General features: G+C 65.9%; 34 protein-coding genes. 16 read left to right on the plus strand and 18 right to left on the minus strand.

The genetic code is table 11. From position 1 onward, the window contains the following. Positions 1–271, minus strand: a 271-nt coding sequence (locus JWP90_RS05550; RefSeq protein WP_297360818.1) for a hypothetical protein, incomplete at its 3' end; no start/stop codon positions are given. 104 nt (positions 272–375) lie between these two features. Here JWP90_RS05550 and JWP90_RS05555 point away from each other — a divergent pair. Next, positions 376–642 (plus strand): hypothetical protein, encoded by a 267-nt coding sequence (locus JWP90_RS05555; RefSeq protein WP_297360821.1) that lies wholly within the window; start codon positions 376–378, stop codon positions 640–642. Between the two features lie 123 nt (positions 643–765). Then, on the plus strand, positions 766–1,647 hold the full coding sequence (locus JWP90_RS05560) for a DUF1206 domain-containing protein (protein WP_297360824.1): 882 nt from the start codon (positions 766–768) through the stop codon (positions 1,645–1,647). A 92-nt stretch (positions 1,648–1,739) separates the two neighbouring features. Here JWP90_RS05560 and JWP90_RS05565 read toward each other — a convergent pair whose 3' ends face one another. Next, on the minus strand, positions 1,740–1,910 hold the full coding sequence (locus JWP90_RS05565) for a CsbD family protein (protein WP_297360827.1): 171 nt from the start codon (positions 1,908–1,910) through the stop codon (positions 1,740–1,742). Between the two features lie 126 nt (positions 1,911–2,036). Beyond that, positions 2,037–2,240 carry a hypothetical protein gene (locus JWP90_RS05570; RefSeq protein WP_297360830.1) on the minus strand — a complete coding sequence of 68 codons (204 nt, stop codon included), beginning with the start codon at positions 2,238–2,240 and terminating at the stop codon, positions 2,037–2,039. A gap of 114 nt (positions 2,241–2,354) precedes the next feature. On the opposite strand from JWP90_RS05570, the gene JWP90_RS05575 reads away from it, so the two are divergent. After that, positions 2,355–2,972 carry a flavodoxin family protein gene (locus JWP90_RS05575; RefSeq protein ID WP_297360833.1) on the plus strand — a complete coding sequence of 206 codons (618 nt, stop codon included), beginning with the start codon at positions 2,355–2,357 and terminating at the stop codon, positions 2,970–2,972. A gap of 24 nt (positions 2,973–2,996) precedes the next feature. Here the strand turns inward: JWP90_RS05575 and JWP90_RS05580 are convergent, their stop codons facing one another. Then, positions 2,997–3,725 carry a glycosyltransferase family 2 protein gene (locus JWP90_RS05580; protein ID WP_297360836.1) on the minus strand — a complete coding sequence of 243 codons (729 nt, stop codon included), beginning with the start codon at positions 3,723–3,725 and terminating at the stop codon, positions 2,997–2,999. A 115-nt stretch (positions 3,726–3,840) separates the two neighbouring features. On the opposite strand from JWP90_RS05580, the gene JWP90_RS05585 reads away from it, so the two are divergent. Beyond that, positions 3,841–4,101: a hypothetical protein gene (locus JWP90_RS05585; protein WP_297360839.1), complete on the plus strand. Its 261-nt coding sequence runs from the start codon at positions 3,841–3,843 to the stop codon at positions 4,099–4,101. Beyond that, complete coding sequence (locus JWP90_RS05590) at positions 4,088–5,188, plus strand: YihY/virulence factor BrkB family protein (RefSeq protein WP_297360842.1); 1,101 nt, start codon at positions 4,088–4,090, stop codon at positions 5,186–5,188. Before JWP90_RS05585 ends, JWP90_RS05590 begins: the two co-directional genes overlap by 14 nt. A 115-nt stretch (positions 5,189–5,303) precedes the next feature. On the opposite strand, the gene JWP90_RS05595 is transcribed toward JWP90_RS05590, so the two are convergent. From JWP90_RS05595 to JWP90_RS05615, 5 genes are all read right to left on the minus strand, one after another. Then, positions 5,304–5,816, minus strand: a complete 513-nt coding sequence (locus tag JWP90_RS05595) for a methylated-DNA--[protein]-cysteine S-methyltransferase (protein WP_297360845.1) — start codon at positions 5,814–5,816, stop codon at positions 5,304–5,306. After that, positions 5,813–7,312, minus strand: coding sequence for an AlkA N-terminal domain-containing protein (locus tag JWP90_RS05600; RefSeq protein ID WP_297360848.1), 1,500 nt, complete (start codon positions 7,310–7,312; stop codon positions 5,813–5,815). The genes JWP90_RS05595 and JWP90_RS05600 overlap by 4 nt, the downstream gene beginning before the upstream one ends. Before the next feature lie 128 nt (positions 7,313–7,440). Then, positions 7,441–7,905, minus strand: a complete 465-nt coding sequence (locus JWP90_RS05605) for a MarR family winged helix-turn-helix transcriptional regulator (protein ID WP_297360851.1) — start codon at positions 7,903–7,905, stop codon at positions 7,441–7,443. Then, positions 7,892–8,203, minus strand: a complete 312-nt coding sequence (locus JWP90_RS05610; protein WP_297360854.1) for a hypothetical protein — start codon at positions 8,201–8,203, stop codon at positions 7,892–7,894. The genes JWP90_RS05605 and JWP90_RS05610 overlap by 14 nt, the downstream gene beginning before the upstream one ends. A gap of 360 nt (positions 8,204–8,563) precedes the next feature. Beyond that, complete coding sequence (locus tag JWP90_RS05615) at positions 8,564–8,731, minus strand: hypothetical protein (RefSeq protein WP_297360857.1); 168 nt, start codon at positions 8,729–8,731, stop codon at positions 8,564–8,566. A 270-nt stretch (positions 8,732–9,001) separates the two neighbouring features. Between JWP90_RS05615 and JWP90_RS05620 the strand changes: the two genes are divergently transcribed. Then, positions 9,002–11,539, plus strand: a complete 2,538-nt coding sequence (locus JWP90_RS05620) for an excinuclease ABC subunit UvrA (protein WP_297360860.1) — start codon at positions 9,002–9,004, stop codon at positions 11,537–11,539. Between the two features lie 14 nt (positions 11,540–11,553). Here JWP90_RS05620 and JWP90_RS05625 read toward each other — a convergent pair whose 3' ends face one another. Further along, a complete protein-coding gene (locus tag JWP90_RS05625) occupies positions 11,554–12,246 on the minus strand; it encodes a winged helix-turn-helix domain-containing protein (RefSeq protein ID WP_297360863.1) in 693 nt (230 codons plus the stop codon). Between the two features lie 640 nt (positions 12,247–12,886). Next, positions 12,887–13,519, minus strand: a complete 633-nt coding sequence (gene upp, locus JWP90_RS05630; RefSeq protein WP_297360866.1) for a uracil phosphoribosyltransferase — start codon at positions 13,517–13,519, stop codon at positions 12,887–12,889. A gap of 143 nt (positions 13,520–13,662) precedes the next feature. Here upp and tadA point away from each other — a divergent pair, with 143 nt between their 5' ends. After that, the gene (gene tadA, locus JWP90_RS05635; RefSeq protein WP_297360869.1) at positions 13,663–14,139 is read left to right on the plus strand and encodes a tRNA adenosine(34) deaminase TadA; all 477 of its coding nucleotides are present in this window, start codon (positions 13,663–13,665) and stop codon (positions 14,137–14,139) included. 4 nt (positions 14,140–14,143) lie between these two features. Here tadA and JWP90_RS05640 read toward each other — a convergent pair whose 3' ends face one another. The 4 genes from JWP90_RS05640 to JWP90_RS05650 form a co-directional block, all read right to left on the minus strand. Continuing rightward, on the minus strand, positions 14,144–14,989 hold the full coding sequence (locus JWP90_RS05640) for a universal stress protein (RefSeq protein ID WP_297360872.1): 846 nt from the start codon (positions 14,987–14,989) through the stop codon (positions 14,144–14,146). Positions 14,990–15,013: 24 nt separating this feature from the next. Further along, a complete protein-coding gene (locus JWP90_RS05645; RefSeq protein ID WP_297360875.1) occupies positions 15,014–15,592 on the minus strand; it encodes an HhH-GPD-type base excision DNA repair protein in 579 nt (192 codons plus the stop codon). 477 nt (positions 15,593–16,069) lie between these two features. Continuing rightward, the gene (locus JWP90_RS13170; protein WP_367182675.1) at positions 16,070–16,237 is read right to left on the minus strand and encodes a hypothetical protein; all 168 of its coding nucleotides are present in this window, start codon (positions 16,235–16,237) and stop codon (positions 16,070–16,072) included. An 86-nt stretch (positions 16,238–16,323) separates the two neighbouring features. Further along, entirely contained in the window at positions 16,324–17,274 is a 951-nt protein-coding gene (locus JWP90_RS05650) for an N-acetylglucosamine kinase (protein WP_297360878.1), read from the minus strand. Positions 17,275–17,424: 150 nt separating this feature from the next. Here JWP90_RS05650 and JWP90_RS05655 point away from each other — a divergent pair, with 150 nt between their 5' ends. The 3 genes from JWP90_RS05655 to proC all read left to right on the plus strand — a co-directional run bounded on the left by JWP90_RS05655 (position 17,425) and on the right by proC (position 21,244). Continuing rightward, the gene (locus tag JWP90_RS05655; protein WP_297360881.1) at positions 17,425–17,805 is read left to right on the plus strand and encodes a PLD nuclease N-terminal domain-containing protein; all 381 of its coding nucleotides are present in this window, start codon (positions 17,425–17,427) and stop codon (positions 17,803–17,805) included. A 92-nt stretch (positions 17,806–17,897) separates the two neighbouring features. Further along, positions 17,898–20,378 carry a glycoside hydrolase family 2 protein gene (locus JWP90_RS05660; RefSeq protein ID WP_297360883.1) on the plus strand — a complete coding sequence of 827 codons (2,481 nt, stop codon included), beginning with the start codon at positions 17,898–17,900 and terminating at the stop codon, positions 20,376–20,378. 20 nt (positions 20,379–20,398) lie between these two features. Then, positions 20,399–21,244 (plus strand): pyrroline-5-carboxylate reductase, encoded by an 846-nt coding sequence (gene proC / locus JWP90_RS05665; RefSeq protein ID WP_297360887.1) that lies wholly within the window; start codon positions 20,399–20,401, stop codon positions 21,242–21,244. 97 nt (positions 21,245–21,341) lie between these two features. Here proC and JWP90_RS05670 read toward each other — a convergent pair whose 3' ends face one another. Further along, positions 21,342–22,013, minus strand: a complete 672-nt coding sequence (locus tag JWP90_RS05670) for a TrkA family potassium uptake protein (RefSeq protein WP_297361062.1) — start codon at positions 22,011–22,013, stop codon at positions 21,342–21,344. Beyond that, positions 22,006–23,487 carry a TrkH family potassium uptake protein gene (locus JWP90_RS05675; RefSeq protein ID WP_297360890.1) on the minus strand — a complete coding sequence of 494 codons (1,482 nt, stop codon included), beginning with the start codon at positions 23,485–23,487 and terminating at the stop codon, positions 22,006–22,008. The genes JWP90_RS05670 and JWP90_RS05675 overlap by 8 nt, the downstream gene beginning before the upstream one ends. Positions 23,488–23,521: 34 nt before the next feature. Here JWP90_RS05675 and JWP90_RS05680 point away from each other — a divergent pair, with 34 nt between their 5' ends. From JWP90_RS05680 to JWP90_RS05690, 3 genes are all read left to right on the plus strand, one after another. Continuing rightward, complete coding sequence (locus JWP90_RS05680; protein WP_297360893.1) at positions 23,522–23,962, plus strand: helix-turn-helix transcriptional regulator; 441 nt, start codon at positions 23,522–23,524, stop codon at positions 23,960–23,962. A gap of 82 nt (positions 23,963–24,044) precedes the next feature. After that, entirely contained in the window at positions 24,045–24,248 is a 204-nt protein-coding gene (locus JWP90_RS05685) for a helix-turn-helix domain-containing protein (protein WP_297360896.1), read from the plus strand. 107 nt (positions 24,249–24,355) lie between these two features. Continuing rightward, positions 24,356–24,454, plus strand: a complete 99-nt coding sequence (locus JWP90_RS05690) for an AURKAIP1/COX24 domain-containing protein (protein ID WP_003792170.1) — start codon at positions 24,356–24,358, stop codon at positions 24,452–24,454. 198 nt (positions 24,455–24,652) lie between these two features. Here the strand turns inward: JWP90_RS05690 and JWP90_RS05695 are convergent, their stop codons facing one another. Next, positions 24,653–25,114, minus strand: coding sequence for a RidA family protein (locus JWP90_RS05695; RefSeq protein WP_297360898.1), 462 nt, complete (start codon positions 25,112–25,114; stop codon positions 24,653–24,655). A gap of 56 nt (positions 25,115–25,170) precedes the next feature. Here JWP90_RS05695 and JWP90_RS05700 point away from each other — a divergent pair, with 56 nt between their 5' ends. Genes JWP90_RS05700 through JWP90_RS05710 form a run of 3 tightly spaced genes read left to right on the plus strand, consistent with a single transcriptional unit; the run spans position 25,171 to position 26,163 of the window. Further along, positions 25,171–25,584: an SRPBCC domain-containing protein gene (locus JWP90_RS05700; RefSeq protein ID WP_297360901.1), complete on the plus strand. Its 414-nt coding sequence runs from the start codon at positions 25,171–25,173 to the stop codon at positions 25,582–25,584. Between the two features lie 13 nt (positions 25,585–25,597). Beyond that, positions 25,598–25,867 carry a glutaredoxin family protein gene (locus JWP90_RS05705; protein WP_297360904.1) on the plus strand — a complete coding sequence of 90 codons (270 nt, stop codon included), beginning with the start codon at positions 25,598–25,600 and terminating at the stop codon, positions 25,865–25,867. Beyond that, complete coding sequence (locus tag JWP90_RS05710; protein WP_297360907.1) at positions 25,864–26,163, plus strand: Dabb family protein; 300 nt, start codon at positions 25,864–25,866, stop codon at positions 26,161–26,163. Before JWP90_RS05705 ends, JWP90_RS05710 begins: the two co-directional genes overlap by 4 nt. Positions 26,164–26,290: the final 127 nt, after the last annotated feature.

Raw genomic sequence — 26,290 nt, forward strand, 5'->3', positions numbered from 1 at the left:
CGTGCTCCTGGTATCTCCGCTCCGCCTGGGCGGTGAGCACGGTATCCCGCTCGGCGGCCAGCATGAGGCGACGTAGCCGCCGGTAGGTCGCAGGCAACGGTTCTTCCCCGACGGACGGCCGCTCGAGGGCGTCCGCCAGGAAGGCCGCATTGGTGCGAAGGGCGCCGACCGCGACGAGCGCCGACCAGCCGACCCGGCGCGAAAGCCCGGTGACCGCAACGGTGACGAGCACGAATGACACGATCCAGGCGATGGCGGCAGTCGATTCCATAGCAATCCATAACCCTCTTCGGAATCGGAGATTCCGGTCTTGGCGTGTCGGGATAATCCGTCTATGCTTCGTTAACATTCGAACATATCTACGAAGAAGGCATTATGAGAACAGCGACGGATCGAACGGCGACGATCTGGACCGACGGCACGCTGCCGTTGCGGATGTACTGGCGCGACCGTCGGTGGCGCGTGACCGACACCCCGACAGCGCTCTTCGGCGAACCCGAGTACGCGCATCCCCTTCTGACGCATTCGCCGTCGGTTCGGATCGGCTGGCGGTTCCAGGCGACCGACGACAACGGTGAGTCTGTCGTGGTCGACGCGGTGAAAATCGAATCCGAATGGGTGATCGTCCGCTCCTACCAGTGAGGAGGTATCGAATTTTTCGAGCGGGAAGCCTTTCCGCGATGCCCACGGCCCGGATCGTTCCTAGGATGAAGGCGTGACAGCCCCACCTACACGCAAGCGCACCGGACCGAGGAGCGGTGACGCGTGACATCCGGCGATGACCGTCCCGACGAGGACCGGGGACGCAAACGCGACGAGGTCAAGGAAGCGGCTCGACGAGCAAACCGCGATCCGAAGGTCAGGGGTATCGGCAGGGCTGGTCTTCTCGCCAACGGGATCATCCATGTGCTCATCGGGGCGATCGCGATCAGTGTGGCCTGGGGTTCACGTGGTGAGGCGGACCAGTCGGGTGCGCTCCGAACCGTTGCCGATGGGCCGGGTGGCATGATTCTGCTCTGTGCCGCCGCGATCGCCCTGTTCGGGTTGGCTCTGCTGCAATGGACCGAGGCTGCCCAGGTGGTCTCGAAGAAACGGCGGCTCGTCATCATGCGGCGCCTGACGAATGTGGGAAAAGCGATCGGCTACGCGGCCATCGGCATTGTCGTCGGTTCCTATGCCCTCGGTGCGCGATCCGACGCTTCGAAGACCTGGCAGGGGTTCAGTGCCGCGCTCCTTGAACTTCCCGGAGGTGTCCTTTTGCTGGCCGCGGTCGGCGTCCTCGTCGGCACCGTAGGCGGAACTCTGGTCTTCCGAGGGGTGACGAGGAATTTCCGGGAGGAATTGCGGCCACTACACGGCTTGCTCTCCGGGTTCGTGGGGGCGCTCGGCATCGTCGGGCATGTGGCCAAGGGGCTGGCCCTGATGATTACGGGTGTACTCTTCGTCGCGTCAGCCGCTTTCACGGATCCGAAGGTGGCCCGCGGGCTGGACGGGGCTCTCAAATGGGTCGCCTCGGTGCCATGGGGTGGCGGGACGCTGCTCATGCTGATGGCGGGCGGGTTCATCGCATACGGTTTCTACCTTTTCGCGCGGGCACGCTTCCTTCGGAAGGGTCCGATGGTCGTGACCTCGGTCAACGAACGATGACCGTGCGATCGTCAGATCTGCATTGATCGCGTTAACGAGGTGTGGCCCGGTCTCCGCAAAGGCAGCGGAGCCGGGCCACGGGTGAAGTCGCGTTACTTGAAGGCGTCCTTCACGTTCTCGCCAGCCTGCTTGAGGTTGGCCTTGGCCTGGTCGCCTTGACCTTCGGCCTGAAGTCGTTCGTTGTCGGTCGCATTGCCGATGCCTTCTTTGGCCTTGCCGCCAGCTTCTTGAGCGGCGTTACCGATCTTGTCTCCGAGTCCCATAAGGTCCCTCGCTTTCTGTGTTGGCGATCCGCGATATATCGCGGCCTAACCCTTCTAACGCTAGGCGCGGTCATCCCGGTGCTCAAGGGCCTTGACATCGAGCGCCGGCCAGATGACTTGCCGAAATCAGAGGTCCGGCTGCCGGGAATGCTCGTCCGCGAGCTGGGTCGATCCCGGGCCATCCGGGTCAAGCGGCTGCACCGGTTTGTTCTGGCCGGTGTCTCCGCCCTGCGACGTGCCGCCACCGGTTGCTGTGCTGCCAGGGCCGATGAGCGCCTCGTCGGGCGCGCTCTGTTCTTCCGGAACGTTCCGGTCGCGTGGATCGTTCATTGCATCTCCTTTGTCTGGGCCAGTCTGTCCCGGCACTGTACATGGGTCAAGCGATCACCGCCCGCTTCGAGCAAGGCCTTGACTGGGTGTTGTGAACCTTGCTTCACTGGCCCGATGGAATCCTCGAACCTGAGCGCTGTGGCCCTGATCTGCACCCTCACCCCCTCTCCCGGAGAGTCGAGCAGCGACCTGCTTGCCGACCAGTTCCTCGAGGCCTTGAGGAGCCACGGCGTCGATGGAAGCAAAATACGCGTCGTCGACCACGACGTTCGACCCGGAGTGCAGACCGACATGGGTGACGGTGACGCGTGGCCGTCGATCCGCGAGAAGGTTCTCGCCGCGGACATCCTCCTCGTGAGCACGCCGACCTGGGCGGGCCACATGTCGAGCGTCGCTTCCCGCGTCGTGGAGCGGCTCGACGCAGAGCTTTCGGAGACGGATGCCGACGGCCGGCCGATCCTCTATGACAAGGTCGCGCTCGTCGCCGTGGTCGGCAACGAAGACGGCGCCCACAAAGTCAGTGCTGACCTGTTCCAGGCGCTCAACGACTACGGGTACACCATCCCGGCCCAGGGTGTCTCGTACTGGAACGGCGAGGCCATGCACACCACCGACTACAAGGACCTGGACAGCACGCCTGAGGTCACCGCATCCGCGCTTTCTGCCGCCGTGTCGAACGCCGTCCACCTGGCCCGGCTGCTGAAGGCCGGGCGCTACCCGAAGACGGACTGACCGCGGGGTGTGACAGCATCCGGATCAGGCCGAGATCGACCGTCGTCGCCGTCTGGCGACCGGTGATTCCCTGAGCACGTTCAGGGCTACGGTGATCACGCCGAGGCGAACCCGGCGGATGAACCCGTTCCAGAGAATGAACGGGCGCGCGGATACCAAGACCCGGAGCGCGGGGTCGAAATGCACAGTCATGCCCGGGCGGAACTGGAAGCTCAGGTCGAGGTCGTCGTGCACATCGGACCGGTCGAGATGGGCGGACTCCCGAACTTCACGCCATGCGGTCGCCCGGATGGCGTAGTTCGAACCGAACAGCGGGGGGTGACCGAGCAGCATCCCCATCGCTCCGAAGTAAGCGGGGAGGTAGCACGAGCCGCCGAACCAGCGCTGAAATCTGTTCCCGCCGTAGAACTCGGCGGTCCCGGTGACGGCGGACGCTTCCGGGTGCGCGTCCAGCAAGGCTTCCATCCGTTCCAGCCAGTCCGGCGCCGGTATCGAGTCCGCGTCCAGCCGGGCGAGGATGTCGCCGTGGGCTGAATCGAACCCGGCACTGGTTGCCGCAGGGATCCCGCGGGTCGGTTCGGGAACCACGCGGGCGCCGGCCGACCGGGCGACGTGTGCCGAGGCATCCGTGCAGGCGTTGTCGACGACGACAATCTCGTCGGCCAGGCGGGTCTGACGTGCCAGCGCGTCCAGGCAGATCTGAAGCATGTGGGCGTCGTTGTAGACGGGGATCACGACGGAGACGCTGGCCACAATTTCAGGATAAGAGGTGGCGTCGCCGGGCCGAAGGGGTTGCGGTTCGCTGCCAGTTCCCGGCAGCACGGGCAAGCCCTACCTGCTTTGCGCGGGCGACGATTATGGTGAAAACATGGCTGATGCGAATGGCGTCGTGATGACGCTCCCCACCGACCGACGCGATCGCGACAACAACATGGGGGAGCACGTGCAGATTCTCAACCTGGAGGAAATCCGGGAAGACCTGGCGTCCACGGTAGCGGAGATCCGCCGCCGGGTGTCCGGCGGGATAGTCATCGCGGTGGTCGCCGGCTTCGTCGCGATCGTCATCGCCGCGGTAGTGGCCATCACGACGGGTGAACACGGGCGGGACGGCGACCATGGTCCGCGATAACACTGACACCGACCAGGATGAGGCCGCGAAGGAGGACAGGGACACCGCCCTCGCTGGGGCTCCGTCCGACGCGGAACTCGCCGAGATGGCGCCGTCGGATGCCGAAGTGCGTACGCCGCCGCGGTTGCGACCCAAGGATGTGCTGCCCGTGTACCGCCGGGCGCTGGGAGAATTCGGCAAGGACGAGGTGGCCGACGTCGCCGCCGGTCTCACCTACTTCGCGGTGCTCGCGCTGTTCCCAGCGCTCCTGGCGATCGTCTCACTGCTGTCGCTCGTCAACCAGGGCTCGAACGTGACCGAACAGCTGGTCGCCCTGTTCTCGTCGATTGCGCCGCAGGACACCGCGGAGGCGCTCAAGGGTCCGATCCAGGACCTCACGGCCACGCCCGCCGCGGGTCTCGGTTTCGTCGTCGGTCTGGTCGGTGCGATCATGTCGGCGTCCGGCTTCGTCCGTGCGTTTTCACGGGGCATGAACCGGATCTATGGAGTCCGTGAGGGCCGGCCGTTCCTGAAATTGCAGCCGGTGATCCTCTTTGTGACCGTCATCTCGCTCATCATTCTTACGACGATGTCGCTCATCCTGGTGCTCAGTGGAGACGTCGCCGAAGCCGTCGGGAACATGATCGGGCTCCCGGACGCGGCGATCCTCGTCTGGGACCTGGCCAAGTGGCCTGTGCTCGCGCTTCTGGCGATGCTGATTCTCGCCACGCTCTACTACGCAACGCCCAACGTGAGGCAGCACAAATTCCGCTGGCTCACCATAGGCTCGGCCACTGCCCTCGTCGTCTGGGCCGCTGCGACGTTCGGCTTCTTCTTCTACGTGTCGAACTTCGGCAACTATGACAAGACCTACGGGACCCTTGGCGGCGTGATCGTGTTCCTGCTGTGGCTGTACCTCAGCAACATGGCGATCCTCTACGGTGCCGAAGTGGACTCGGAGATCGAGCGAGTGCGTGAATTGCGAGCGGGGATCAAGGCCGAGTATGCGGTGCAGCTGCCGTTGCGGGGGACTGCCGGGATCGAGGCCGCGATCGAGGCGGAAGCCAAGGCCGTGCTCGAGTCGAAACGACTGCGCCAGGAGGGCTGAGCGGCGCCCTTGCGTGGCCAGGAATGGCTTCGATACGCCGCGTTGCCAGGAACGGCTGGAGTTTCCGCGGCGACGCGACCGTTTCGGGCAACGCGATGTGACGTGAGCACCGAAGTCAGCTGGCGGCAGCCTCCCGGGCAAGGAGGGAGCGCTTGACCTCGACTCCCCAGGCGAAACCGCCGATAGTGCCGTCGGTGCGGAGCACTCGGTGGCAGGGGACGAACAGAGCTGGGGCGTTCGTCGCACACACGCTGGCCGCTGCTCTCACCGCGCGCGGGTTGCCGATGGCCGCGGCGAACTCGGTGTAGCTCTGCGGGTGACCTGGGCGGATCCGGCGAAGCTGGGCCCAGCCGCGCATGCGGAACTCGCCGCCGTGCTGGACGACAGGGACGGCGTCGATGGCCGAGACGTCTCCGTCGTAGTAGGCGCCGACGGCGTCGGCTGCCGCTTCAACGTGTCCCGGCTCCACGGCGTCCGGGCGAAGGCCATGAGCGATGCGCGCGAGCAGTGGGTCGATGGATGCCGTCCAGCCGGATGCGAGGACGGTGCCGTCGGCGCGGGCCAGGATGCCGAAAGGTCCGTCCGGGGTGTCGAGAATCTCGTGGATGGCCGGTGCTGTGGCGGTCATGGGATCTCCTGGGGGATCGGTGCCTGCTGTTCGGCAGGCGAAGCGGAAGGGGCCGGAAGGCCGGCGGCGCGCCAGAGGTGCAGGCACAGGTAGGAACGCCAGGGGGCGAGGCCTGCGGCGTACGCGGTCAGCGGCCGGGGTTCGGCGGGCAGACCGAGTGCACGCGCCCCGGAGCGGACCGCGACGTCACCGGGGAGGAAGACGTCAGGGTTGCCGAGCACACGCATCCCCACATAGCCTGCGGTCCAGTCGCCGATGCCGGCGATCGCGGTGAGCCGAGCGTGCTGCTCGGCCGGGTCGTCGCCGAGGCCGAGGTCCAGTTCGCCCGAAGCGAGGGCGTTCGCAACACGCATCACGGTGTCGATCTTTGCCCGAGGTCCGACGAGCACCTCGCGGCCGGTCGCCGCGATCTGGGCGGCCGTGGGGAACAGGCGGCTGAGCCCTGAGCTTTGCCCGACGAATTCGAGTTCGGTGCTGCAGGCGGCGGCAAGGCGGTTGAGCTGGGTGCGCGCTGCGGCGACGGTGATCTGCTGCCCCATGATGGCGCGGAAAAGCATCTCCTCGGCGTCGACGGCACCGGGAAGACGGATGCCGGGAATGGCGGCAACGCGCGGCGCAAGCGTCGGGTCGGCTCGAAGCGCGGTGTCGACGGCGATCGGGTCGGCATCGAGATCGAACACGCGCCGTACCCGCGACGTCAACACAGGAAGGTCGCCGAGGTGTGTGAGTTGTGCATCGAGGCGGAGCGCGTTTTCGTCGAAACGCACGGTGAAGCGGGCAGGACCGCCCGGCAGCTGCAGAGTCCGGGAGTAGGAGTTCGCAGCTGCGATCTCCACGCCGGTCACCGCGCGAGGGGCGAGCCAGCCGAACACCCCGGCGGCGTCGAACGGCGCCCGGAATGGCAGCGAGAGCGACAACACCCCGGGCGTCGCCGAGCGCCGGGAGCCTTTCGCCCTGATCTGCACAGGGGTGAGCTCGAATACCTCGGAGATGGTGTCGTTGAATTGCCGGATACTGGCGAACCCGGCCGCGAAGGCGATGTCGGCGACGGGCAGGTCGGTTGAGGTGAGCAACGTCCTCGCGGTCTGTGCCCGATGTGCCCTGGAGAGGGCGAGCGGACCGGCGCCCAGTTCTTCATGCAGGACGCGAGTCAGATGCCGCGACGAATAGCCGAGCCGCCCGGCCAGCCCTGGCACGCCTTCACGTTCGACGACGCCGTCGCCGATCAAGCGCATCGCCCGTGAGGCGAGGTCGTTGCGCAGGTTCCATGCCGGAGTGCCCGGCACGGCTTCGGGCAGGCAACGTTTGCACGCCCGATAGCCCGCCTCGTGGGCTGCAGCGCTCGTGGCGTAGAAGGTGACATTCTCGGGCTTCGGCGTCCGCGCCGGACAGGAGGGGCGGCAGTAGATGCCAGTGGAGCGAACCGCGGTGATGAATTGCCCGTCGAATCGGGAGTCCTTCGCCTGGATGACGCGGTAACGTTCGGTGAAGTCCACGCGTTCAGCCTGACACAGCGGATGCCGACGGGCTAGCGGGAATCGGACATAGCGATTGGGCCGGCGGCCGTCGCCCGCCTCGTTATGGTCGAGCTGCACGAGGGAAGGGCGTAGGCGTGAGCTCGCTGCTACTCGTCCTCGAGGCGGACCTGCGGATCCGGGTTCGAACGGCGCAGCTTCGCTGTCAGAGCGGCCAGCTGGCGCAATTCGTCGTCGCTCAGCGCAGAACCCATGAGATCGGTGATCGTTTCCATATGCAGCCGGGCGACGTCCCGGTACTGGTCGAAGCCGGCATCCGTTATCGCGACGATCGTCCCGCGTTTGTCGGTGGGGTCCGGATGCTTCGACACGTATCCGCGGGCGACGAGCCGGTCGATGAGGCGGCTGACGCTGGGCTGGCTCAGCAGCACAAGCTGGTTGATGTCGCGGAGCCGAGCACGGTGCTCCGGCTGAAGTGAGAGGTTGAAAAGAACGTCGTACTCATTGAGCGACATCGTGCGGGTGGGGAATTCGGAGGCCAGCACGCGGATGACTCCGACCTGCGCGCGAAACAGTGACTCCCACGCTGCTACCGCTAGTTCACGATCCGTCATGAGGGCCTCCCTGTCGACCAAGCCTAGGGGGTTCGGTGCCGCCTCCCGGCTCGTTGCCAGGGCGGGTCACGCCCCGGTAGAGCATGACCAGCCCGGTGATGTTCGTGGCGATTCCGACGATCACGAGGAGAAGCCCGACGACGAGAAGCGCGACATCCCCGTTGAACAGCCATTGGGCGGCGAGGAGCATCCCGCCCGCGACGACGAGAAGTCCGATGCCGAAGCACCCGGCGCCAAGCAGCGTTGCACGGGAGAACATGCGAGGAGGAGGCGGCGAGGCGGCGTCCGGGTGATTCATCTACTCAGGCTAACGGCCCCGGCCCGGGTTGCCCGTTAACGGATTGAAGGCCGGTCGTAGAGGCTTACGACCGGCCCTCCCCTTGCACCAAGAGTGTCCTGCAATCACATTCCGCGGTAGCTGCCACAGCAAACAACTAACGCTCTTTGAATATATAACGGAAAGGTAACAGCGTCTAGTTATCCAAACGTTATTTTTTGAGAATTCGCTTCGGCGAGGGGAGTCAGGCAGGAGCCCCGGACGGCGCAGACTCCGATTGCCTTCGGAAGCCGAAGTTCGAAGTCCCGGTCTGGAGCGCGAACCCCGCGTTTCCGGCGCCGGTGCACCGGATCGTCCAGCCGAACACCCGGTTGGCGACGATCAGCTTCCAGGCCCGCCGAAGCTTGCGGCGCTCATCTCGCCGTCGAACTCCCGCATGGCAGCCAATGCCCTCCGTGCCGCGCGCCGTTTCCGGAGGATGAAGGTTGCCGTGAGCGTGTACGGGACGGCGCGGACCGTGAGGACGCAGGCCAGAGGAAGCATCACCATGATCAGGAGGGATGGCGCCCATGCCGAGGATCACGCCGAGCACACCAGAGGTGATGACGCCCTAGGGTTCAGCTCGCCGTAGCGGCCGTCCGCGGCGCAGGGTCGACCACGTCGGATGCGTCATGGTGTGTCAGTTCTGTAGCGTAGCTGCCGCCCGTGTTGCCGGTTGATCGATTGACCCGTTCGGGGGCTCACATCCACCCGTGGCAGAGAACCGCGCTTGTTGCAAGGCCAGAGGTTCCCGCGGACTCCCGGCCTAGCATGGAGACGATGTCGACTTCACTCCAGGACCCCGTCTTTACTTCTCACAACCTGCCAGACGAAGGATTCGTCCGGGTGAGAGGAGCGCGCGAGAACAACCTGCACAACGTCGACGTCGACGTTCCCCGCGGCAGCATTGTCGCCTTCACCGGGGTATCGGGCTCGGGCAAGTCCTCGCTCGCATTCGGCACGATCTTCGCCGAGGCGCAGCGCCGGTTCCTCGAATCCGTTGCGCCATACGCCAGGCGGCTCATCGCCCAGGGCCACACCCCGCACGTCGACTCCATCACAGGGCTGCCTCCCGCTGTGGCTCTCCAGCAGCGCCGGGGAGCGCCCAGCTCCCGGTCGACGGTCGGAACGCTCACCACCCTGTCGAACTCGATGCGGATGCTGTTCTCTCGCGCGGGCACCTACCCACCGGGTGCGGCCCGGCTGGATTCGGATTCGTTCTCCTCGAACACGGCAATCGGCGCCTGTCCCCGCTGCCACGGTCTCGGTATCGCACACACGGTGACGGAGTCGTCGGCCGTCCACGATCCGTCGCTGAGCATCCGCGATGGCGCCATCACCGCCTGGCCGGGTGCCTGGCAGGGCAAGAACCTGCGTGATGTCGTCGCTGAACTCGGCCACGACATCGACATCCCGTGGCGTGACCTGCCCGAATCCACCCGCGAGTGGCTGGTCTCCACCGATGAGCAGCCAGTCGTCGAGGTGACACCGCAGAGGGACCGGGTCGCAAAACCATACAAGGGCCGGTTCTGGAGCGCGAAAAGCTACATCATGCACACCCTCGCCGACTCGAAGAGCGAGACCGCGAGGGCGCGAGCGATGCGCTTCGTCGATACCGGCCCCTGTGACGAGTGCGGCGGGAGCGGCCATATCCAGGCGGCGCTCGCCGTGACCTTCGCCGGTCACACGATCGCCGATCTCAACGGGATGCCGCTGTCTGGCCTCGCCGAGATCCTCCGGCCCACCGCACGGCTGGGTACCGCGACGGCCGCCGTGTCTTCCGCCTCATCCGGCGAGGTCACGGAAGTTGCGGTGACCATCGCCGCCGATCTTCTCAGCCGGATCGAGGTGCTCACAGGGCTGGGCCTCGGCTACCTCAGTCTCGCCCGCAAGACGCCCACACTGTCGCCGGGGGAGATGCAGCGACTGCGCATCGCCACACAGCTGCGCTCGGGGCTGTTCGGCGTGGTCTACGTGCTCGATGAACCGTCCGCCGGCCTGCATCCGGCCGACGCCGAGCCTCTCCTCGTGGTGCTCGAACAGCTCAAGGCCTCTGGCAACACGGTATTCGTCGTTGAGCACAACATGGACGTGGTCCGCCACGCCGACTGGCTCGTCGACGTCGGCCCGCGCGCCGGTTCGGGAGGCGGCTCGGTGCTCTACAGTGGCCCGGTTGCTGGGCTTGCCGAGGTTGACGCATCCGTCACCCGGCCGTTCCTCTTCCGGGATCCGGCCGCCAGGGCGGCGCCACGGCTGCCGCGTCTCGTCGCCGACTGGCTTCGGCTGTCAGGGGTCACCCGCCACAATCTCAGCGATCTCGACGTCTCGGTGCCGCTCGGCGTGCTCACCGTGGTGACCGGTGTGTCCGGATCGGGTAAGTCGACGCTCGTCAGCCGCGTTCTCGCGGACACCGTGCGAGCAGGGCTCGGCCGCGGCCCAGAGACCGAGGCCTCCATCGTCGAGGTGGACGCCGAGGCAGGCGAAGGCGCTACCGTCGTCGCCGGGGTGAGCGGACTCCACACAATCGACCGTCTGGTCCGGGTCGACCAGCGGCCGATCGGCCGCACACCGCGCTCCAACCTGGCCACATACACCGGGCTGTTCGATGCGGTCCGTTCGACATTCGCCGCCACTCCGGATGCCGTCAGCCGCGGCTACGACGCGGGCCGGTTTTCCTTCAACGTCGCAGGTGGACGCTGTGACACCTGCCTGGGCGAGGGATTCGTCACCGTCGAACTGCTCTTCCTGCCCGGCAGCTATGCGCCGTGCCCGGTGTGCGAAGGCGCCCGCTACAACGCGCAGACCCTCGAGATCCACTACCGGGGCAAGAGCATCGCGGAGGTGCTCGGCATGACAGTGGACGACGCCGCGAAGTTCCTCGCCGATGTTCCGGCTGCCGCTCGGAGCCTCGCGACCCTGGCAGACGTCGGACTCGGCTACCTGCGTCTGGGTCAGCCGGCAACGGAGCTCTCGGGCGGTGAGGCGCAACGCATCAAACTTGCCACCGAGCTGCAGCGTGCCCGCCGTGGCCACACCCTCTACCTGCTCGACGAACCGACGACCGGGCTGCACCCAGCCGACGTCCAACTGCTGATGACCCAGCTGAACCGGCTCGTCGACGCCGGAAATACCGTCGTTCTGGTCGAACACGACATGGACGTGGCCGCGACCGCCGACTGGATCATCGACATGGGCCCCTCGGGCGGAGACGCCGGGGGTCGCATCCTGGCGGCTGGCGTGCCGGCGACGGTGGCGGAGCATCCGGAAAGCCGGACGGCACCGTATCTCGCCGCGCGGCTCACCGAGCTGGCCGGCTGAGAAGCACGCGACCCCTAGAAGAGATCCGGTGACGGGGTCGAGGAGTGACGGATCGACACATCGGCGTGACGGTCGAAGCGGTAACCAACGCCCCGAACGGTGCGGACGATGTCCTCGTAGCGGCCGAGCTTGGCGCGCAGGCGGCGCACGTGTACGTCGATCGTGCGCTCGTTGGGCACCTCGTCCTCGTCACCGGCTTTCCAGAGCGACGAGATGAGTTCGGTCCGATCAATCGTGCGGCCTTCCCGCAGCACGAGATACTGCAGCAGTTCGAACTCCTTGTAGGTCAGGCTGACCGACTCGTTGTCGAGCACCAGGCGCTTACGGGAGATGTCGATGACAACACCGGAATGAGCCCGATCGAGCTCTTCCTGCTCTTCGGCCTGGCGGTGTTTGGCGAGGGCCGACGGGTCCTGCAGGGCGAGCCGGACGACATCGACGTCGCGGCCGCCTGCGCCCTCCGGCGCCAGGGCGACTGCCGCGTAGGTCTCGGACTCTGGCGCCAGGTCGGCGGCGAGAGCTTTGAGCGCCTGGACGATTGCGCCGAGGCTCGTGCCCGCTGCCGCCGCCTTGGCATCGTCGATCCCGACATAGAGGACGAACCCGCGAGCTTCGGTTCCGGCCGGAACGGCTCGAAGGTGCGGAGCGGATGACGAAGCGGAGGAGGTGTTGGACGGCGCGAAAGAGGTTGCGTGTGCGAGGGACATCAGGAAGTTCCTTTTGATGATGAGTCTGCGTCGAACCGCGGCCCCGCGATGCGCGGGTGCCGGTGGGCGGCGGCGGTTCGGAATGTGGCCTGTGCGGTGGCCGGAGCGGATGCGGAGTGTGGCATCCGGGACGCGAGCGGCGACGAGATCGGTCGACGGGCGCGTGGCGACGGGTTACGCGGTTAGCGACACATTCGACAACACATGCCTGCGCTGCCGGCCATCATCATGCCGGCAGTTCCACGAGGCTCGAAGGAGCTCAAGGGGAAGGCGTTATCAGTCATGTCGAGAAGTTAACAGCACCGCGTCGAAGTGTGTCAAATCTTTGCACCGGATGACGATAAAACCCCAGATTTAGAAGTTTCTGCATCGAATCCGTGGAAGAGGCACAGATTCTGTCGATGCGATTCGCGTGGTGGCGACGCGGCGCAGGACCTGCGTGAGGTGCCGGGGCCCGGATCGACGCAGCAGCGTGCGCTACATTGCCAGAAGCGGCTGGAGATCTCGCCGGAACCCGACCCTTCCTGGCAATGGAACGCTTCTGCGGAGCGGATGCCGTGGCATCCGTCGCGCAGTTACGAAGCGGGCGACGGCACGATCTGCCGAGGGTGTGGTCGGGCGGGTGAAAAAGGGTGTCGTCCTAGACGAGCCCGTAGAGGCGGTCACCGGCGTCGCCGAGACCCGGAACGATGTAGCCGTTCTCGTCGAGGCGTTCATCCATGGCGCCCAGGACGATCGTGACGTCGCGGCCCTCCGTCGCCTTCTCGAGCGCAGCGATTCCTTCGGGCGCGGCGAGCAGGCAGATGGCAGTGACGTCGACGGCTCCGCGGGCGAACAGGAACTCGATCGCCGCACCGAGCGACCCACCGGTCGCGAGCATCGGGTCGAGGACGAAGCACTGCCGGTCGGAGAGGTCGTCGGGCAGGCGCTCCGCGTAGGTGGCGGGCTCGAGCGTCTCTTCGTTACGCACCATGCCGAGGAAACCGACCTCAGCGGTCGGCAGAAGCTTCACCATGCCCTCGAGCATGCCGAGTCCGGCGCGAAGGATAGGCACGACCAGGGGTCGCGGTTGACTGATCGCCAGGCCCATCGTCGTGGTGACCGGGGTCTCGATCTCGACCGGCTCGGTGCGCACATTCCGTGTCGCTTCATAGGCGAGCAGGGTGACAAGCTCCTCGGTGAGGGCGCGGAACACCGGCGACGGTGTGGTCCGATCCCGCAACACGGTCAGCTTGTGGGTGATCAGGGGATGGTCCGCTACGTGCACTCGCATGGTTCAAACCTACCGCCTGCGGTCCGATCCCCCGTCGACGAAAGGTTCGGATCCACCGGTGCGGGTGGGTACTGTTCGCTGAGAACGCTGAACCCGCTCTGAACCACGCGTCCAATAGGCTTTCGGCAGAACAGGAGGCCCGGATGCCGCTGCCCATCGACCCCGTCGATCAGAGGTGGATGCTCCGCGCCCTCGACGAAGCGCAGGCGGCGCTGATCACCGAAGACGTCCCTGTCGGTGCCGTCATCGTCGGTTCCGACGGGCTCCTCCTCTCGACCGGGCGCAACGCCCGCGAGGCGAGGAAAGACCCGACCGCCCACGCGGAGGTCGAAGCGATTCGGGCCGCGGCTGCGGCATCAGGGAATTGGCACCTCACGGACGTGACCCTCTACGTCACCCTCGAACCATGTGTCATGTGCGCTGGAGCGATCCTCGCAGCGCGGATTCCCCGGGTCGTTTTCGGCGCGTGGGATGAGAAGGCGGGAGCATCGGGCAGCGTCTACGACGTGTTGCGGGATCGTCGGCTCAACCACCGGGTCGAGGTGGTCGCCGGTGTCGAAACGGATGCCTGTTCGTCGCTTCTGACGGACTTCTTCCGTTCCTCCGGCCGGCCGCGCTGAGAGCTCAGCGGGCGATCACCGTCGGCGCGGAGAGTCGCGCGAGGACCCCATGGCTCACCGAGCCGAGCAGGAAACGGGCGACGGCACCCCGGCCGTGGCTGCCCACCACGATGAGTGAGGCATCCTCCGCCACCTCGGAGAGGACGGTGACCGGGTCGCCCTCCGCAACGATGCGGCGGACCTGAAGGTTCGGGTGGGCACCCATCACCCCGTCAAGCGCACGGGCGAGGGTCTGGTTGCCGATCTCTGTCAGGTCCTCGACGTACTCGACCGGGAAAGCGAGGTCGTAGCCGTAGACAACCGGGTTGGGCCAGGCATTCACGGCGATGAGGGGCTGCCCCAGCCTCTCGGCTTCCTCGACGGCGAACACCAGCGCGTGCTCGGAACTTGGTGAACCGTCCACCCCGACGACGACGCCGGACCTGCCGGAGTAATCGACGGCAGGGACGACAGCGACAGGAGTGGTGCTCGCTGCCGCGATGCGGAAACCGCGGTTGCCGTGCCTGCGCGAGGTGTCCTGGCCCGTCGAGTCGCTGCCAACGACGACCATCTCGACATCCCGCGAGAGGGCGATCAGGTCCGCCTGAGGGTCACCCACCCGCGTTTCCGACGCCACCTCGAGTCCAGGAGCCACCGTCCGCGCCAGCTCCTCCGCTGATGCGAGCATCTGCCCGATGTCGGAGCGGGCGGCTTCCAGAAGTCCTGCGCTGCCTGCGCGACGCATCCCCTCGTCGACGATGTGAACGAGATGGAGTCCCAGGCCGCGGGACTTGGCACGCTCGGCGGCCCAGCGTACCGCCGTCCTGCTTGTGTCGAAGTTCTTGACACCGACCAGCATTCGTGTGGCCATCGGGTCCCGCTCTCTTTTCGGTATTCAGGTCGCTTTCTTCGCGGCGGCCTTCGCCGCCCGTTTGGTCTCCCGCACGCGCGAGAGTGACTCGGTGTCGATGATGTCGGCGACGGAGCGGAAGCTGCCGTCGTCACCGTACGAGCCGGCGGCTTCACGCCATCCGGAACCGGTGAAACCATACTGCTTGCCGAGGAGCGCGACGAAGATGCGGGCTTTCTGCTCGCCGAAGCCGGGAAGCCCGGTGAGCCGCCGGTACACCTCGTGCCCATCGGGGGCGCCGCGGGTCCACAGGGCGGAGGCGTCGCCGCCCCACTCGGCGACGAGGCTGCGGCACAGCACCTGGATTCGGCCGGCCATGTTGCCGGGGTAGCGGTGAACGGCTGGCGGCGTGCGGCACACCTCGACGAAAGCCTCAGGGTCATGTTCTGCGATCGACGCGGCGTCGAAGGATCCCAGACGGTCGCGGATCTTCGCCGGCCCCGCGAACGCCGTCTCCATCGGCACCTGCTGGTCGAGCAGCATGCCGATCAGCAGAGCCAGGGGGTCCGCCGACAGCAGCTCGTCAGCGTCGGGGTCCCCGGTAATACTCAACTGCGGCGTCATGCCTCATGCCTACCACGCTCCCGGGAGAAGTACGAGCCATACGGCTCCATAGTGCGGAACGAGCGTCAGTCCTCGCTCGTGAGCACGATCGCTTCTGTCGCAGGAGCGTCTGCGGATGCGTGACGGTCGACATCCGGATCGAGATCACTCGCGCGGCTGGCACAGCGGTGCGGATACGTTGATCGATGGCGTCGATGTGGGCGGAGACGACGTCGAGCGGCAGATCGGCTGAGAATGCGAGCTTGGCTGCTACGAGGAGTTCGTCCGGCCCCAGGTACAGCGTCTTCATCTGGATGAGCCTCTCGATCTCGCCGCCGTTCTCGATGGCGGCCGTGATCGCTGAAGAGACCGTTGTGAATGCCCTCGTAAATGGAGAACACCCCACTGACCGAGAACAGGATGATCGAGACGACGAACGCGTGAACGTAGCGTTCCTGGCCGTAGCCGTAGCCGTAAGCCCTAGCCCTAGCCCTAGCCCTAGCCGTAGCCGTAGCCGTAGCCGAAGGGATGCTGCGTGTCTGCCGCACGTTTTGGCCTTGCGTCCACCGAGCAGAAGCAGCAACTGGTTGTCAGAGTCGGCCACCGAACGCTCTCAGCCAGCATCGACGACGATCCTGAGAAGAGAGACGCGATAAATTTCGTCACCGCTATCCCCAAGTTTGCGAGGTATGCCGCGACGATTGCCCTGCTGCCGCGTGCTCACTGTCGATCTCCCTCTTCTGCGAGGAAGTTCAGGGAGTGATCGAGCCGGTGTGGGCGGTGTAGACAAACGGGTGAAGCGGATGCGACGGGGCGAGGTCGAGAAGCGCCTGCACACCGTCGAGTGGCCGGCCGAGCGGCTTTTCCAGGGACGCCCCTGGGGCGCGGGCGGCAAGCGCTGCGACCAGGGCGTCCCGTACCGGGATGGCCTGGGTCGCGAGCGCGCCGACAGCGCCGACTCTGGCGTACTGGCCAGGCTGCCAGCCGACGCTCCGCAAGGCGCTCGCCGCCGAGTGCGCGAGTTCACCGGCCGCTGCGGCGACGATGCCGCCGGCGGTTTCGTCGCCCGCGGCCGCGGCATCCACAACGTCACGGCAGAAGGAAGCGATGAGCGAAACCCGCTTCGGGTCCGCCTGCACCACCATGTAGACCTCGTCCAGAGGCCCGAATCGTTTGACGGCGGTGGCTTCGAGGATCGAATGTGGGGCACGGCCGTCGAAGGCGCGCAGCGCCGCGTCCAGCCCAGCCCGTCCGATCCAGTATCCGCTGCCTGCGTCGCCGAGCAGCGAACCCCACCCGTCGACCTTCGCCACGCTCGACTCGGACAGCGCCAGGACGACGACGCCGGTGCCAACCGCGAGCATGACGCCCGGCTCGGTGCCGTTGGCGGCGAGGTAACCGGTGACCGAATCGTGAGCGAGGGCAACTCGCTGTACGCCGATCCCGCGGGTGGCTGCAAGCAGGGCTTCGGGATTGGCGGCGGCCGGAGTCAGGCCGGACGTTCCCACGGCGAGCTCATCGATGCGCGACCCGGTGGCATCCGCCAACCGGCCGGCGAGTTCGGTGAGCTGGTCGACGACCGGCCGGTCGGTGAGGACGCCTGGCCCCTCGGTTTCGGAGAGGATGCCGGCGGAGTTGCTGAGCCGCAGGCGCGTTCCGGTCTGGCCACCGTCGATCGAGAGGCGGGTGGAATGTGGGGGCATGAGTCGTCCAGGTTCGAGGTTCCAGGCGAACGGGAGCGGACCAGGTCGACGATCCGCGTGTCGGCCCCTCATCCTACGGTCGGGGCGCACTCCCGGGCTCCACTGTGGGGTCTTGGCACGAGCTGCCGTGCCCTCAATAGACTGTGCCGCATGTACGTCGTCGTATCGGTCGTGACTCTTCTTCTCGTCGTCGGCGCGCTCGTCGACATCAGCACCCGATCCGAGTGGCAGGTGAAGCACCTGCCGAAGACGGTCTGGGTACTGCTGGTCGTCTTCCTGCCGCTCATCGGCAGCATGCTGTGGTTCCTGATCGGCCGCGAATACAGCAAGCCACCAGGGGAGATCTTCACCGTCCGGCCGACGGCCAGCGAGCATCCGGACCAGTGGTCGCAGGCCCCAGCAGCCAGCCGCCCCGAACCCACGGAGAAACAACTTCTGAGGGTCGAGCGTGAGATCGAGTTTCACGAGAAGCAGGCCAGGATCACGCAGCTGCAGGCCGACCTCGACCGGAGGCACGCAGAGGCGGAGTAAGCCGCGCCCGCCGTGGCGACGGCCACGAGCGGCATGGTTGACGACGCCTGCCCCGCAGCAACGGCCCTGATCCGAAAGAAGAGACCCTCCACATGACACTCATCTCACTGAACTCCGATGCCACGAGCTGGGCACTCCGCGCGGTCGCCGGCCCGGTCGATGCGGGCGTCGCGGACCGCGACATTCCCGCTGCGGTACCCGGCGAAGTGCAACTCGACCTGCTCGCCGCCGGGCTCATCGCCGACCCGTTCGACGGCGCAAACGAGAAGACCCAGGCCTGGATCGGGTACTGCGACTGGCGATACAGCACAACGTTCTCCTGGACGGCGAAGAACGCCGAGCGTCACGACCTCGTCGCAGACGGGCTGGACACCGCAGCAACCGTCACCCTCAACGGGAGGGAGGTCGCCCGCACCAGGAATCAGCACCGCGGTTACCGTTTCGATGTCACCGCACTGCTTCGAGAAGGGAAGAACGAGCTGACCGTCGACTTCCGATCGCCGATCGAATTCGCGCGCGAGCAGGAGGCGCTCCTCGGCGAACGACCGACGGTGATGCACCATCCTTTCAACGCCATCCGCAAAATGGCGTCCAACTTCGGCTGGGACTGGGGCATCGATGTCTCGAGCTCCGGCATCTGGAAGTCCATCGGAATCGATTCGTGGTCCGGAGCGCGCATCGCCTCGGTGCGGCCCCTGGCCGAGACCGACGGGAGCACCGGCATCCTCACCGCCCATGTCGCGCTCGAATGGGCGGCCGGCGCCACAGCGACCGACGTTTCCGTCACCGTGAACGGCCGCACCGAAACTGTACGAGCAGCCCCGGGCCAGACGGATGCCGTCGTCAGCGTCGACGCCGGAAGTGTCGCCCTGTGGTGGCCACGCGGGTACGGCGACCAGCCGCTCTATCGCGTCGACGTGGCCGCTGGCGATGCCGCCTGGACGGGCCACGTCGGGTTTCGCACCGTCGTGCTCGACACCGCACCGGACGAACACGGCTCTCGGTTCCACCTCACGGTGAACGGGACAGTGATCGGCATCCGGGGCGCCAACTGGATCCCCGACGACGCTTTCGTCACGCGGCTCACCCGCGAACGCTACCGCGCGAGAATGGCGGATGCCGTCGACGCCAATCTGAACCTCCTCCGGGTCTGGGGCGGTGGCCTCTACGAATCCGACGACTTCTACGACGCGTGCGACGAGCTCGGCTTGCTGGTCTGGCAGGACTTCCTGTTCGCCTGCGCCGCATACGCGGAGGAGGACCCGCTGCGAAGTGAGGTCGAAGCGGAGGCCCGTCAGCACATCACGCGGCTGAGCGCGCATCCCAGCCTCGCGCTCTGGAACGGCTGCAACGAGAACATCTGGGGCTACCTCGAGTGGGACTGGCGTCGCGAACTCGGCGAAAGAACGTGGGGTGAGGGGTACTACTTCGATCTGCTGCCTGCGCTGGTCGCCGAACTGGACCCCACGACTCCGTACTCGCCAGGGAGCCCGTTCTCGTACACGCGGTACGCGCACCCGAACGACCCCCGCCACGGAACCAGCCACATCTGGGATGTTTGGAACGACAAGGACTACACCGTCTACGGCGAGTACCGGCCGAGATTCGTGAGCGAGTTCGGGTTCCAGGGGCCGCCTGCGTGGTCGACGCTCACAGCATCCGTTCACGACGAGCCACTCGATCCGTACGGCGAGCAGATGCTCGTGCACCAGAAGGCCGCGGACGGCAACCTCAAACTCGACCGCGGACTCGGCCAGCACCTGCCCAGCCCGCGCTCGATCGAGGAATGGCACTGGGCGACGCAACTCAACCAGGCCCGGGCACTGCGGTTCGGGATCGAGCATTTCCGCTCCCTGACGCCGCTGAACAGCGGGTCGATCATGTGGCAGCTCAACGACAACTGGCCGGTCATCTCCTGGGCCGCCGTCGACTATGCCGGCCACCGCAAACCGTTATGGCACGCGCTCAAGCACGCATACGCCGACCGGTTGCTCACCATTCAGCCACGCGACGGCCGGCCGACCCTTCTCGCCCACAACGACTCAGCCGAGCGGTGGCGCGACACCGTTCGTGTCAGCCACCAGTCCCTCGACGGGACCGAGATCGCCAGCCAGGTCGTCGACGTCGACATCGAGCCGCGCGGCATCGTCTGTGTCGACCTCGAGTCGCGGGTGATCACGGCGACGGATGCTTCGACCGAATTCATCTCGGCGACCGCATGCGAGGCAACCCCGGCGTTCTGGTACTTCGTGGAGGATCCCGGCCTGGCGCTGCGCCCGTCATCCGAAGCATTGACGGTCACGACGGAGGCAACACCGACCGGGCTCCGGATGACCGTGACGGCGATGTCGCTCGTCAAGGACATCGTGATCCAGGCTGACAGGCTGGATGCCGCGGCATCCGTCGATCGCGGACTGGTCACCCTCGTCGCTGGAGCGAGCGCGGTGTTCACGATCACCGGTGAGATCGGACCGGATGTCCCGAGCGGGTTCCCCGTGGTGAGCTCCGCCAACGATCTTGTCACCGGTGAACGAAATCAGAGGCCACACGGTGGTTCCCCCGGCCGCGATTGAGTGACCCATACACTGGCAGGGTGAGCGACGACGGAACGATCCCCAGTATTGCGATTCTCGGTACCGGTTCGATGGGGTCGGCGATCCTGTCAGGGCTGCTGCAGCCGGGAGTGGCCGTCCCTGGAGGCGTCCGCGTCACCAACCGGACTCGAGCCAAGGCCGACGAGCTGGCGAAGCTGCCCGGGGTCACCTCGCTCGCACTCGAGGACCAGCCCGACGCGAACCGCACCGCTGTGGCCGGCGCCGGCGTCGTCCTCGTCGCGGTCAAGCCGGCCATGGTGCCTGACCTGCTGCGCGAAATCGCCGACGCCCTCGAGCCTGGCACGATCGTCATCAGCGTCGCCGCCGGGGTGACTGTGGCCACCTTCGAGTCGCTTCTGCCCGACACCATCTCAGTGCTTCGCTCGATGCCCAACACCCCGGCCGTCGTTGGCCGCGGCGTCACCGGGCTGTCGGCCGGCACGCGCTCGAGCGAGGAGGACCTTGCTCTCGCCCGTACCGTTTTCGAGACCGTCGGCACAGTGGTCGAGGTGCCCGAAAGCCAGCTGGACGCCCTCAGCACGATCTCAGGCTCCGGCCCTGCCTATGTCTTCCTGCTCATCGAGGAACTGACGAAGACCGCCGTGTCCAAAGGGTTCACCGCCGAGCAGGCTGCCGTGCTCGTGAACGGAACCTTCCTCGGTGCGTCTGAGCTGCTCGCCCAGTCCGATAAGACGCCCGAGCAGTTGCGCATCCAGGTCACGAGTCCCAAGGGGACGACCGAGCGCGCGGTTGCCGTCCTGCAGCAGGCGAACCTCAAACGCCTGTTCGATGAGGCAACGGATGCCGCCCTGGCGCGGGCGAAGGAACTCGCGGCCGGCGCCTGACCCACGTGCGGGGGCGTCACCTGTTTCGCACGCGCTCACCCGGTGCGCCGGATGCTTTCCTCCGAAACGGGTGACCAGGCGGTGGCGGGTTGTGTCCCTAGCTGGTCAGGGACGCGAACTTCTCGATGTCGCCCGTTGTGCCGGACACGATGATGAGATCGTGGTCTGTGACGACGGTGTCCGCCGTTGCGTAGGTGAACGGTTTTCCCGGTGATTTCACGCCGACGACGGTGATGCGGTACTTCGAACGAACGCCGCTCCGCCCGAGCGGAAGTCCGCGGATGGGTTTCGGCGGGTACATCTTGACGAGGGCGAAATCGTCGTCGAACTGGATGAAGTCGAGCATCCGGCCGCTCACGAGGTGGGCGACACGTTCACCGGCCTCGGCTTCCGGGTAGATGACATGGTTTGCCCCGACCCTGGCCAGGATTTTTCCGTGCGACTGTGAGACCGCCTTGGCCCAGATCTGCGGGATTTTGAGGTCGACAAGGTTGGCGGTGATCAAAACGCTGGCCTCGATCGACGATCCGACGGCGACCACGGCGATGGAGAAGTCCTGCGCCCCGACCTGCTTGAGGGCCTCGATGTTTCGCGCGTCCGCCTGAACGGTGTGTGTGATCCGCTCTGACCATTTCTGCACCAGCTCGGCACCCTCGTCGATGGCGAGGACCTCACGGTCGAGCCTGTCGAGTTCGCCCGCGCACGCTGCTCCGAAGCGACCGAGCCCGATAATGAGGACGGGGGCGTCGTGTTTGATCCGATCAACCAACAATGGGCCTTTCTTCGGGTCTCCGGTAGAGCCTGGAGCTCGTCGTCGCGGCAACGGCCGCAGCGAGAGTCACTGTACCAACTCGGCCGAGGAACATTGTCATGGCCAGCACATACTTCGCCGGGTCGTCGAGGTCCGCAGTGAGGCCGGTGGAGAGCCCGACGGTGCCGAAAGCCGAAATGACGTCGAACAGCACATGGTCGAGCGGCGCTTTCGTCAGCTGAAGCAGTGTGATGCACGACAACGCCACGATGGTGGCGCCCCACAGTACGACGCTGAGCGCGACCCGCAGAACGTCTGGCGGAACCCGGCGCCCGAAGGCCTCCATGTCGGGGCTGCCCTTCGCCTCGGCCATTGCCGCGAGGAAGATGACCGCGAGTGTCGTCACCTTGATACCACCGCCTGTTGACGCGGAACCGCCACCGATGAACATGAGCATGTCGGCGACGAGCAGGCTGGAACCGTTCAGGTCCGAAATTTCGATCGACGCGAACCCGCCCGACCTCGTCATCATCGACAAAAAGAGTGACTGGAACACCGTGTCGCTGGCGTTGAGACCGCCGAAGGTCTCCGGATTGTCGAACTCAAGCAAGGCGAAGACCCCGGCACCGAGGAACAGCAGGACGAGCGTGGTGACGACGGTGAGCTTGACGTGCAACGACCAGAACCGGGTGTGGAAGAGGTGGCGCTTGAGGGCATAGATGACGGGGAAGCCGAGGGCGCCGAGAAAAACGCCGACCATGAGGATCGACAGGAACCAGTAGTCGTTGGCGAACGTTCCGAGTCCCTCCGCGTTCGGCGTGAACCCGGTATTGGTGAACGCCATGGCGGAGTAATAGAAACTGTGCCAGATGGCGTTGCCGAGCGGGATGCCGTCGATGAGCATCCGCGGGAACAGCAGGATCGCGATGGCAACCTCGATGACGACGAGGCTCAGGGCCACGGTCGCGAGCATGCTGCCGATCTCACCGAGCCGGACGGCCTGGCCTTCGGCGACGGGCCCGCGGTGCCCGCGCATCGGGTTGGAGTCGCTCGCTGCCATGAGCTTCGCCCGCAGGCCGAGGCGCCGTGAGATCACCATGCCGAGGATGGAGGCCAGAGTCAGGACACCGACCGCACCGATCTGCACGCCGATGTAGACGAGGATGTGGCCGACGACCGACCAGTGCGTCGCCATGTCGACCGTCGAAAGCCCGGTGACACAGATGACGGAAACCGCCGTGAAGAAGGAGTCAGCCAGGGGAGTCCACGTTCTGTCCGCTGACGCGATGGGGAGCGAGAACAGCAGCGTGAAGACGAGGATCAGCGCGGAGAAAATCAGGATCGCGAACCGCGATGGAGATTCGCCGGTGAAATTGTCGATCAACTCGCGCACCCGGGCGAAACCGGAGCGGACGAGGATGTGGGGCCGAGCGTCGGTGATGCTGCCTGCCACGGTTCCCCCGTTCTTGGCTTGGTTTGGGACCGTTGTCATGGTACTCCGTGCTGAGAGTCACTAGCCTTGTGCCATGGCTGACATTTTTGACGTGATTGCAGATGCCACACGGCGTGACATACTGCAGATCCTCCTCGACCGGTACGAGAGTGATTCGACGATCTCGCACGGCGGAACGAGCGTCTCCGAGATTGTCACCGCACTCGGCCTCAGCCAGCCGACGGTGTCGAAACATCTCAAGGTTCTGCGTGAAGCGGGCCTCGTCGCCGTGCGTGAGGAGGGGCAACACCGCTACTACCGGCTCGAGTACAGCCCGCTCGAAACGGTCGAGGACTGGCTCATCCCGTTCCTCAGCGTCGACTTCGACATCGCCGAGGCCGTCGGGCTGGGTGAGCACGCAGCGCTGACCGACCAGGCGAAGCAGATGGCGGATGCCATCGGGCACGCCGTCGCGGACACCACCCACCGCGTCTCCTCGGCCGTGCAGGCCGTCAGCAAGAAGCTGGGCAAGTAGTAGCTCGATCCCTCGACACCGTCGGCTCGTGGGAGCTAAAGTGGGCGACACATCACCGGCCACGCCCCCTTCAGGAGTCATTATGACCAATGGTTTGGAAGACGTTCGTTTTCTGACTGTTGCCGAGGTCGCCGAGATGATGCGTGTGTCCAAAATGACGGTCTACCGCATGGTGCACGCGGGAGAATTGCCTGCCATCCGGTTCGGGCGGTCGTTTCGGGTTCCGGAGTCGGCGGTTGCCCATGTGGTATCCATGCCCGTCGTCGTCGTCGCCGACAGCGCGTGACTCCGGCGTGGGAGCTTGCGCCTCGAGGATCAGCTAGACTGCTCCGAGGCATTTTTTTCTGCCGGCCGTGGCATTCGCGGCCACGGCCAACCTTTGTGAGGTAATTAATGGGTTCTGTAATCAAGAAACGCCGTAAGCGCATGGCGAAGAAGAAGCACCGCAAGCTGCTTCGTAAGACTCGTCACCAGCGTCGCAACAAGAAGTAAGCAGCAACGCACCAGTTAAGCGTCAGGCCTTTCGGACTGGCGCTTTTTGGCGTCCCCGCGGCCCTTCCCCAGAACGGGCGTGTCGAGCGGGCTAACCGCCCCGGACCGCGACGCTCGACGGGCGATGTTGCGCGACATGCGCGCTCAACAGCAGAAACGGTCCCTTGCCGACAGGCTGTTCCTGTTCAGCGTGCGGCGCTACTCGCCCGGTGTCGGCGCCGGCTGGAACCCGCCGACCACGGAGCTGGGAAGCGTGTGGTCGACGGCGTCGAGTGGCGGCAGGCTCACAACCGCTTCGATGCCCACGAGAGCGCCCGCCCGGCCGAGAGCGTGGACCTGCAGCACCGTGATCGCGGTCGGCTGTGTGCCCCAACGCTCGATCGCGGGCCCGAACACCTCGTCGAGCGTCACATCCTTCGAGAAGTAGACGGTCAGCTTGGCGACAGCTGAGGTGTCAGCGCCCACATCGGCGAGGACCGCCTTGACCTGCTCGACCGCCTGGGCCGCCTGCGCTCCGGCACCTCCCTCGACGATCTCCCCGGAGGCATCCACCCCGTTCTGCTCCCCGATGAACAGAAGCCTGCCGCCGTCGACGAGAGTTGCCTGCGAGAAGTACGGGCTCCTGTGCATGGTCGACGGGTTCACGTGTGCCAGGGTCATGATGCCTCCAGTGCCATCGGTCTCGTCCGAGAATTGTAAGCATTAAGCTCGAGTACATGAGCGAATCGAACGACACCACAGGGCACAGCAAGGATGCCGGCTGGAACGTCGGCGTTCGCAAGACCGTCGCAGCGCCGGTAGCCGAAGTCTGGGCCTACCTCCTCGGCAAGGGACTGCCGATGTGGCTCGGCGACATTGACGAGCTGCCCGCCAAGAAAGGCGTGCGCTACCGCACGAACGACGGCGTCCGCGGCACCATCCGGGGTTTCGAGGAGAAGAAGCACGTCCGCCTGACCTGGCAGCCCGAGGATTGGCCGCACGACACCGCCCTGCAGCTCACCGTCAGCAAGTCCGCCGCGGGCGCGACGATCGAGATCTCGCACGAGGAACTCGCCGACCGCGAAGAACGTCGCATGATGCTCGGTCACTGGCACCGGGTGGTTGATTCGCTCGTCGCGCACTTCGAGTAGTTAGGCTGGGGCGGTGGAAACGGCATCCCTCACCCTCATCGGCAGACCCGGCTGTCATCTCTGTGATGACGCGCGCACGGTCGTCACGCGGGTGATGGACGAGCTTTCATCGCGACCGGATGCTCCGGCACTCACCCTCGACGAGGTTTCGATCCTCGACGACGCGGAGCTGAACGCGAAATACGCTGAAGAGATCCCCGTCCTGCTCATCAACGGGCGGGTCCACAACTACTGGCGGATCGACCCGGTCCGCCTGACCAACGCACTCCTGGAGCTCACATGATCCGCCACATCGTCTGCTGGAAACTCGCCGCAACGGATGACGCCACCAAGTCCGAACACGCCGCCGAGATCGCCCGTCAGATGAACGAGCTGCCCGCGCTGATCCCCGAGATCCGTGCGCTGCAGGTCGGCAAGAATGTGCTGTTCCCGGAAGTCAACTGGGATGTCGTGCTCATCGCCGACTTCGACGACGCCGACGCGCTCGAGCGCTACTCGGTGCACCCGGAGCACCAGCGGGTCGGCAAGTACATCGGTGAAGTGCGCGAGGACCGGGTCGCCGTCGACGTCGAGGTCTGACCCGCGCAGCCGTTGATCGAGTAGCGACGAAGGAGCGTATCGAGATCCTCGCTGCGGGAGGCGGATCTCGATACGGCCGCAAGCGGCCTACTCGATCAGCGGGCTGTGGCGGCAGGCGGCCTACTCG

Source organism: Mycetocola sp. (assembly GCF_025464835.1).
In the GTDB taxonomy this organism is placed as follows: Bacteria; Actinomycetota; Actinomycetes; order Actinomycetales; family Microbacteriaceae; genus Mycetocola_A.

What these genes read in the sequence shown, in the direction of transcription:
- JWP90_RS05555 (WP_297360821.1), top strand. Translation starts at nt 376, where the DNA reads ATGAGAACAGCGACGGATCGAACGGCGACGATCTGGACCGACGGCACG.
- JWP90_RS05565 (WP_297360827.1), bottom strand. Translation starts at nt 1,910, where the DNA reads ATGGGACTCGGAGACAAGATCGGTAACGCCGCTCAAGAAGCTGGCGGC.
- JWP90_RS05570 (WP_297360830.1), bottom strand. Translation starts at nt 2,240, where the DNA reads ATGAACGATCCACGCGACCGGAACGTTCCGGAAGAACAGAGCGCGCCC.
- JWP90_RS05575 (WP_297360833.1), top strand. Translation starts at nt 2,355, where the DNA reads ATGGAATCCTCGAACCTGAGCGCTGTGGCCCTGATCTGCACCCTCACC.
- JWP90_RS05585 (WP_297360839.1), top strand. Translation starts at nt 3,841, where the DNA reads ATGGCTGATGCGAATGGCGTCGTGATGACGCTCCCCACCGACCGACGC.
- JWP90_RS05590 (WP_297360842.1), top strand. Translation starts at nt 4,088, where the DNA reads ATGGTCCGCGATAACACTGACACCGACCAGGATGAGGCCGCGAAGGAG.
- JWP90_RS05595 (WP_297360845.1), bottom strand. Translation starts at nt 5,816, where the DNA reads ATGACCGCCACAGCACCGGCCATCCACGAGATTCTCGACACCCCGGAC.
- JWP90_RS05605 (WP_297360851.1), bottom strand. Translation starts at nt 7,905, where the DNA reads ATGACGGATCGTGAACTAGCGGTAGCAGCGTGGGAGTCACTGTTTCGC.
- JWP90_RS05610 (WP_297360854.1), bottom strand. Translation starts at nt 8,203, where the DNA reads ATGAATCACCCGGACGCCGCCTCGCCGCCTCCTCCTCGCATGTTCTCC.
- JWP90_RS05615 (WP_297360857.1), bottom strand. Translation starts at nt 8,731, where the DNA reads ATGGTGATGCTTCCTCTGGCCTGCGTCCTCACGGTCCGCGCCGTCCCG.
- JWP90_RS05620 (WP_297360860.1), top strand. Translation starts at nt 9,002, where the DNA reads ATGTCGACTTCACTCCAGGACCCCGTCTTTACTTCTCACAACCTGCCA.
- JWP90_RS05625 (WP_297360863.1), bottom strand. Translation starts at nt 12,246, where the DNA reads ATGTCCCTCGCACACGCAACCTCTTTCGCGCCGTCCAACACCTCCTCC.
- upp (WP_297360866.1), bottom strand. Translation starts at nt 13,519, where the DNA reads ATGCGAGTGCACGTAGCGGACCATCCCCTGATCACCCACAAGCTGACC.
- tadA (WP_297360869.1), top strand. Translation starts at nt 13,663, where the DNA reads ATGCCGCTGCCCATCGACCCCGTCGATCAGAGGTGGATGCTCCGCGCC.
- JWP90_RS05640 (WP_297360872.1), bottom strand. Translation starts at nt 14,989, where the DNA reads ATGGCCACACGAATGCTGGTCGGTGTCAAGAACTTCGACACAAGCAGG.
- JWP90_RS05645 (WP_297360875.1), bottom strand. Translation starts at nt 15,592, where the DNA reads ATGACGCCGCAGTTGAGTATTACCGGGGACCCCGACGCTGACGAGCTG.
- JWP90_RS05650 (WP_297360878.1), bottom strand. Translation starts at nt 17,274, where the DNA reads ATGCCCCCACATTCCACCCGCCTCTCGATCGACGGTGGCCAGACCGGA.
- JWP90_RS05655 (WP_297360881.1), top strand. Translation starts at nt 17,425, where the DNA reads ATGTACGTCGTCGTATCGGTCGTGACTCTTCTTCTCGTCGTCGGCGCG.
- JWP90_RS05660 (WP_297360883.1), top strand. Translation starts at nt 17,898, where the DNA reads ATGACACTCATCTCACTGAACTCCGATGCCACGAGCTGGGCACTCCGC.
- JWP90_RS05675 (WP_297360890.1), bottom strand. Translation starts at nt 23,487, where the DNA reads ATGACAACGGTCCCAAACCAAGCCAAGAACGGGGGAACCGTGGCAGGC.
- JWP90_RS05680 (WP_297360893.1), top strand. Translation starts at nt 23,522, where the DNA reads ATGGCTGACATTTTTGACGTGATTGCAGATGCCACACGGCGTGACATA.
- JWP90_RS05685 (WP_297360896.1), top strand. Translation starts at nt 24,045, where the DNA reads ATGACCAATGGTTTGGAAGACGTTCGTTTTCTGACTGTTGCCGAGGTC.
- JWP90_RS05690 (WP_003792170.1), top strand. Translation starts at nt 24,356, where the DNA reads ATGGGTTCTGTAATCAAGAAACGCCGTAAGCGCATGGCGAAGAAGAAG.
- JWP90_RS05695 (WP_297360898.1), bottom strand. Translation starts at nt 25,114, where the DNA reads ATGACCCTGGCACACGTGAACCCGTCGACCATGCACAGGAGCCCGTAC.
- JWP90_RS05700 (WP_297360901.1), top strand. Translation starts at nt 25,171, where the DNA reads ATGAGCGAATCGAACGACACCACAGGGCACAGCAAGGATGCCGGCTGG.
- JWP90_RS05710 (WP_297360907.1), top strand. Translation starts at nt 25,864, where the DNA reads ATGATCCGCCACATCGTCTGCTGGAAACTCGCCGCAACGGATGACGCC.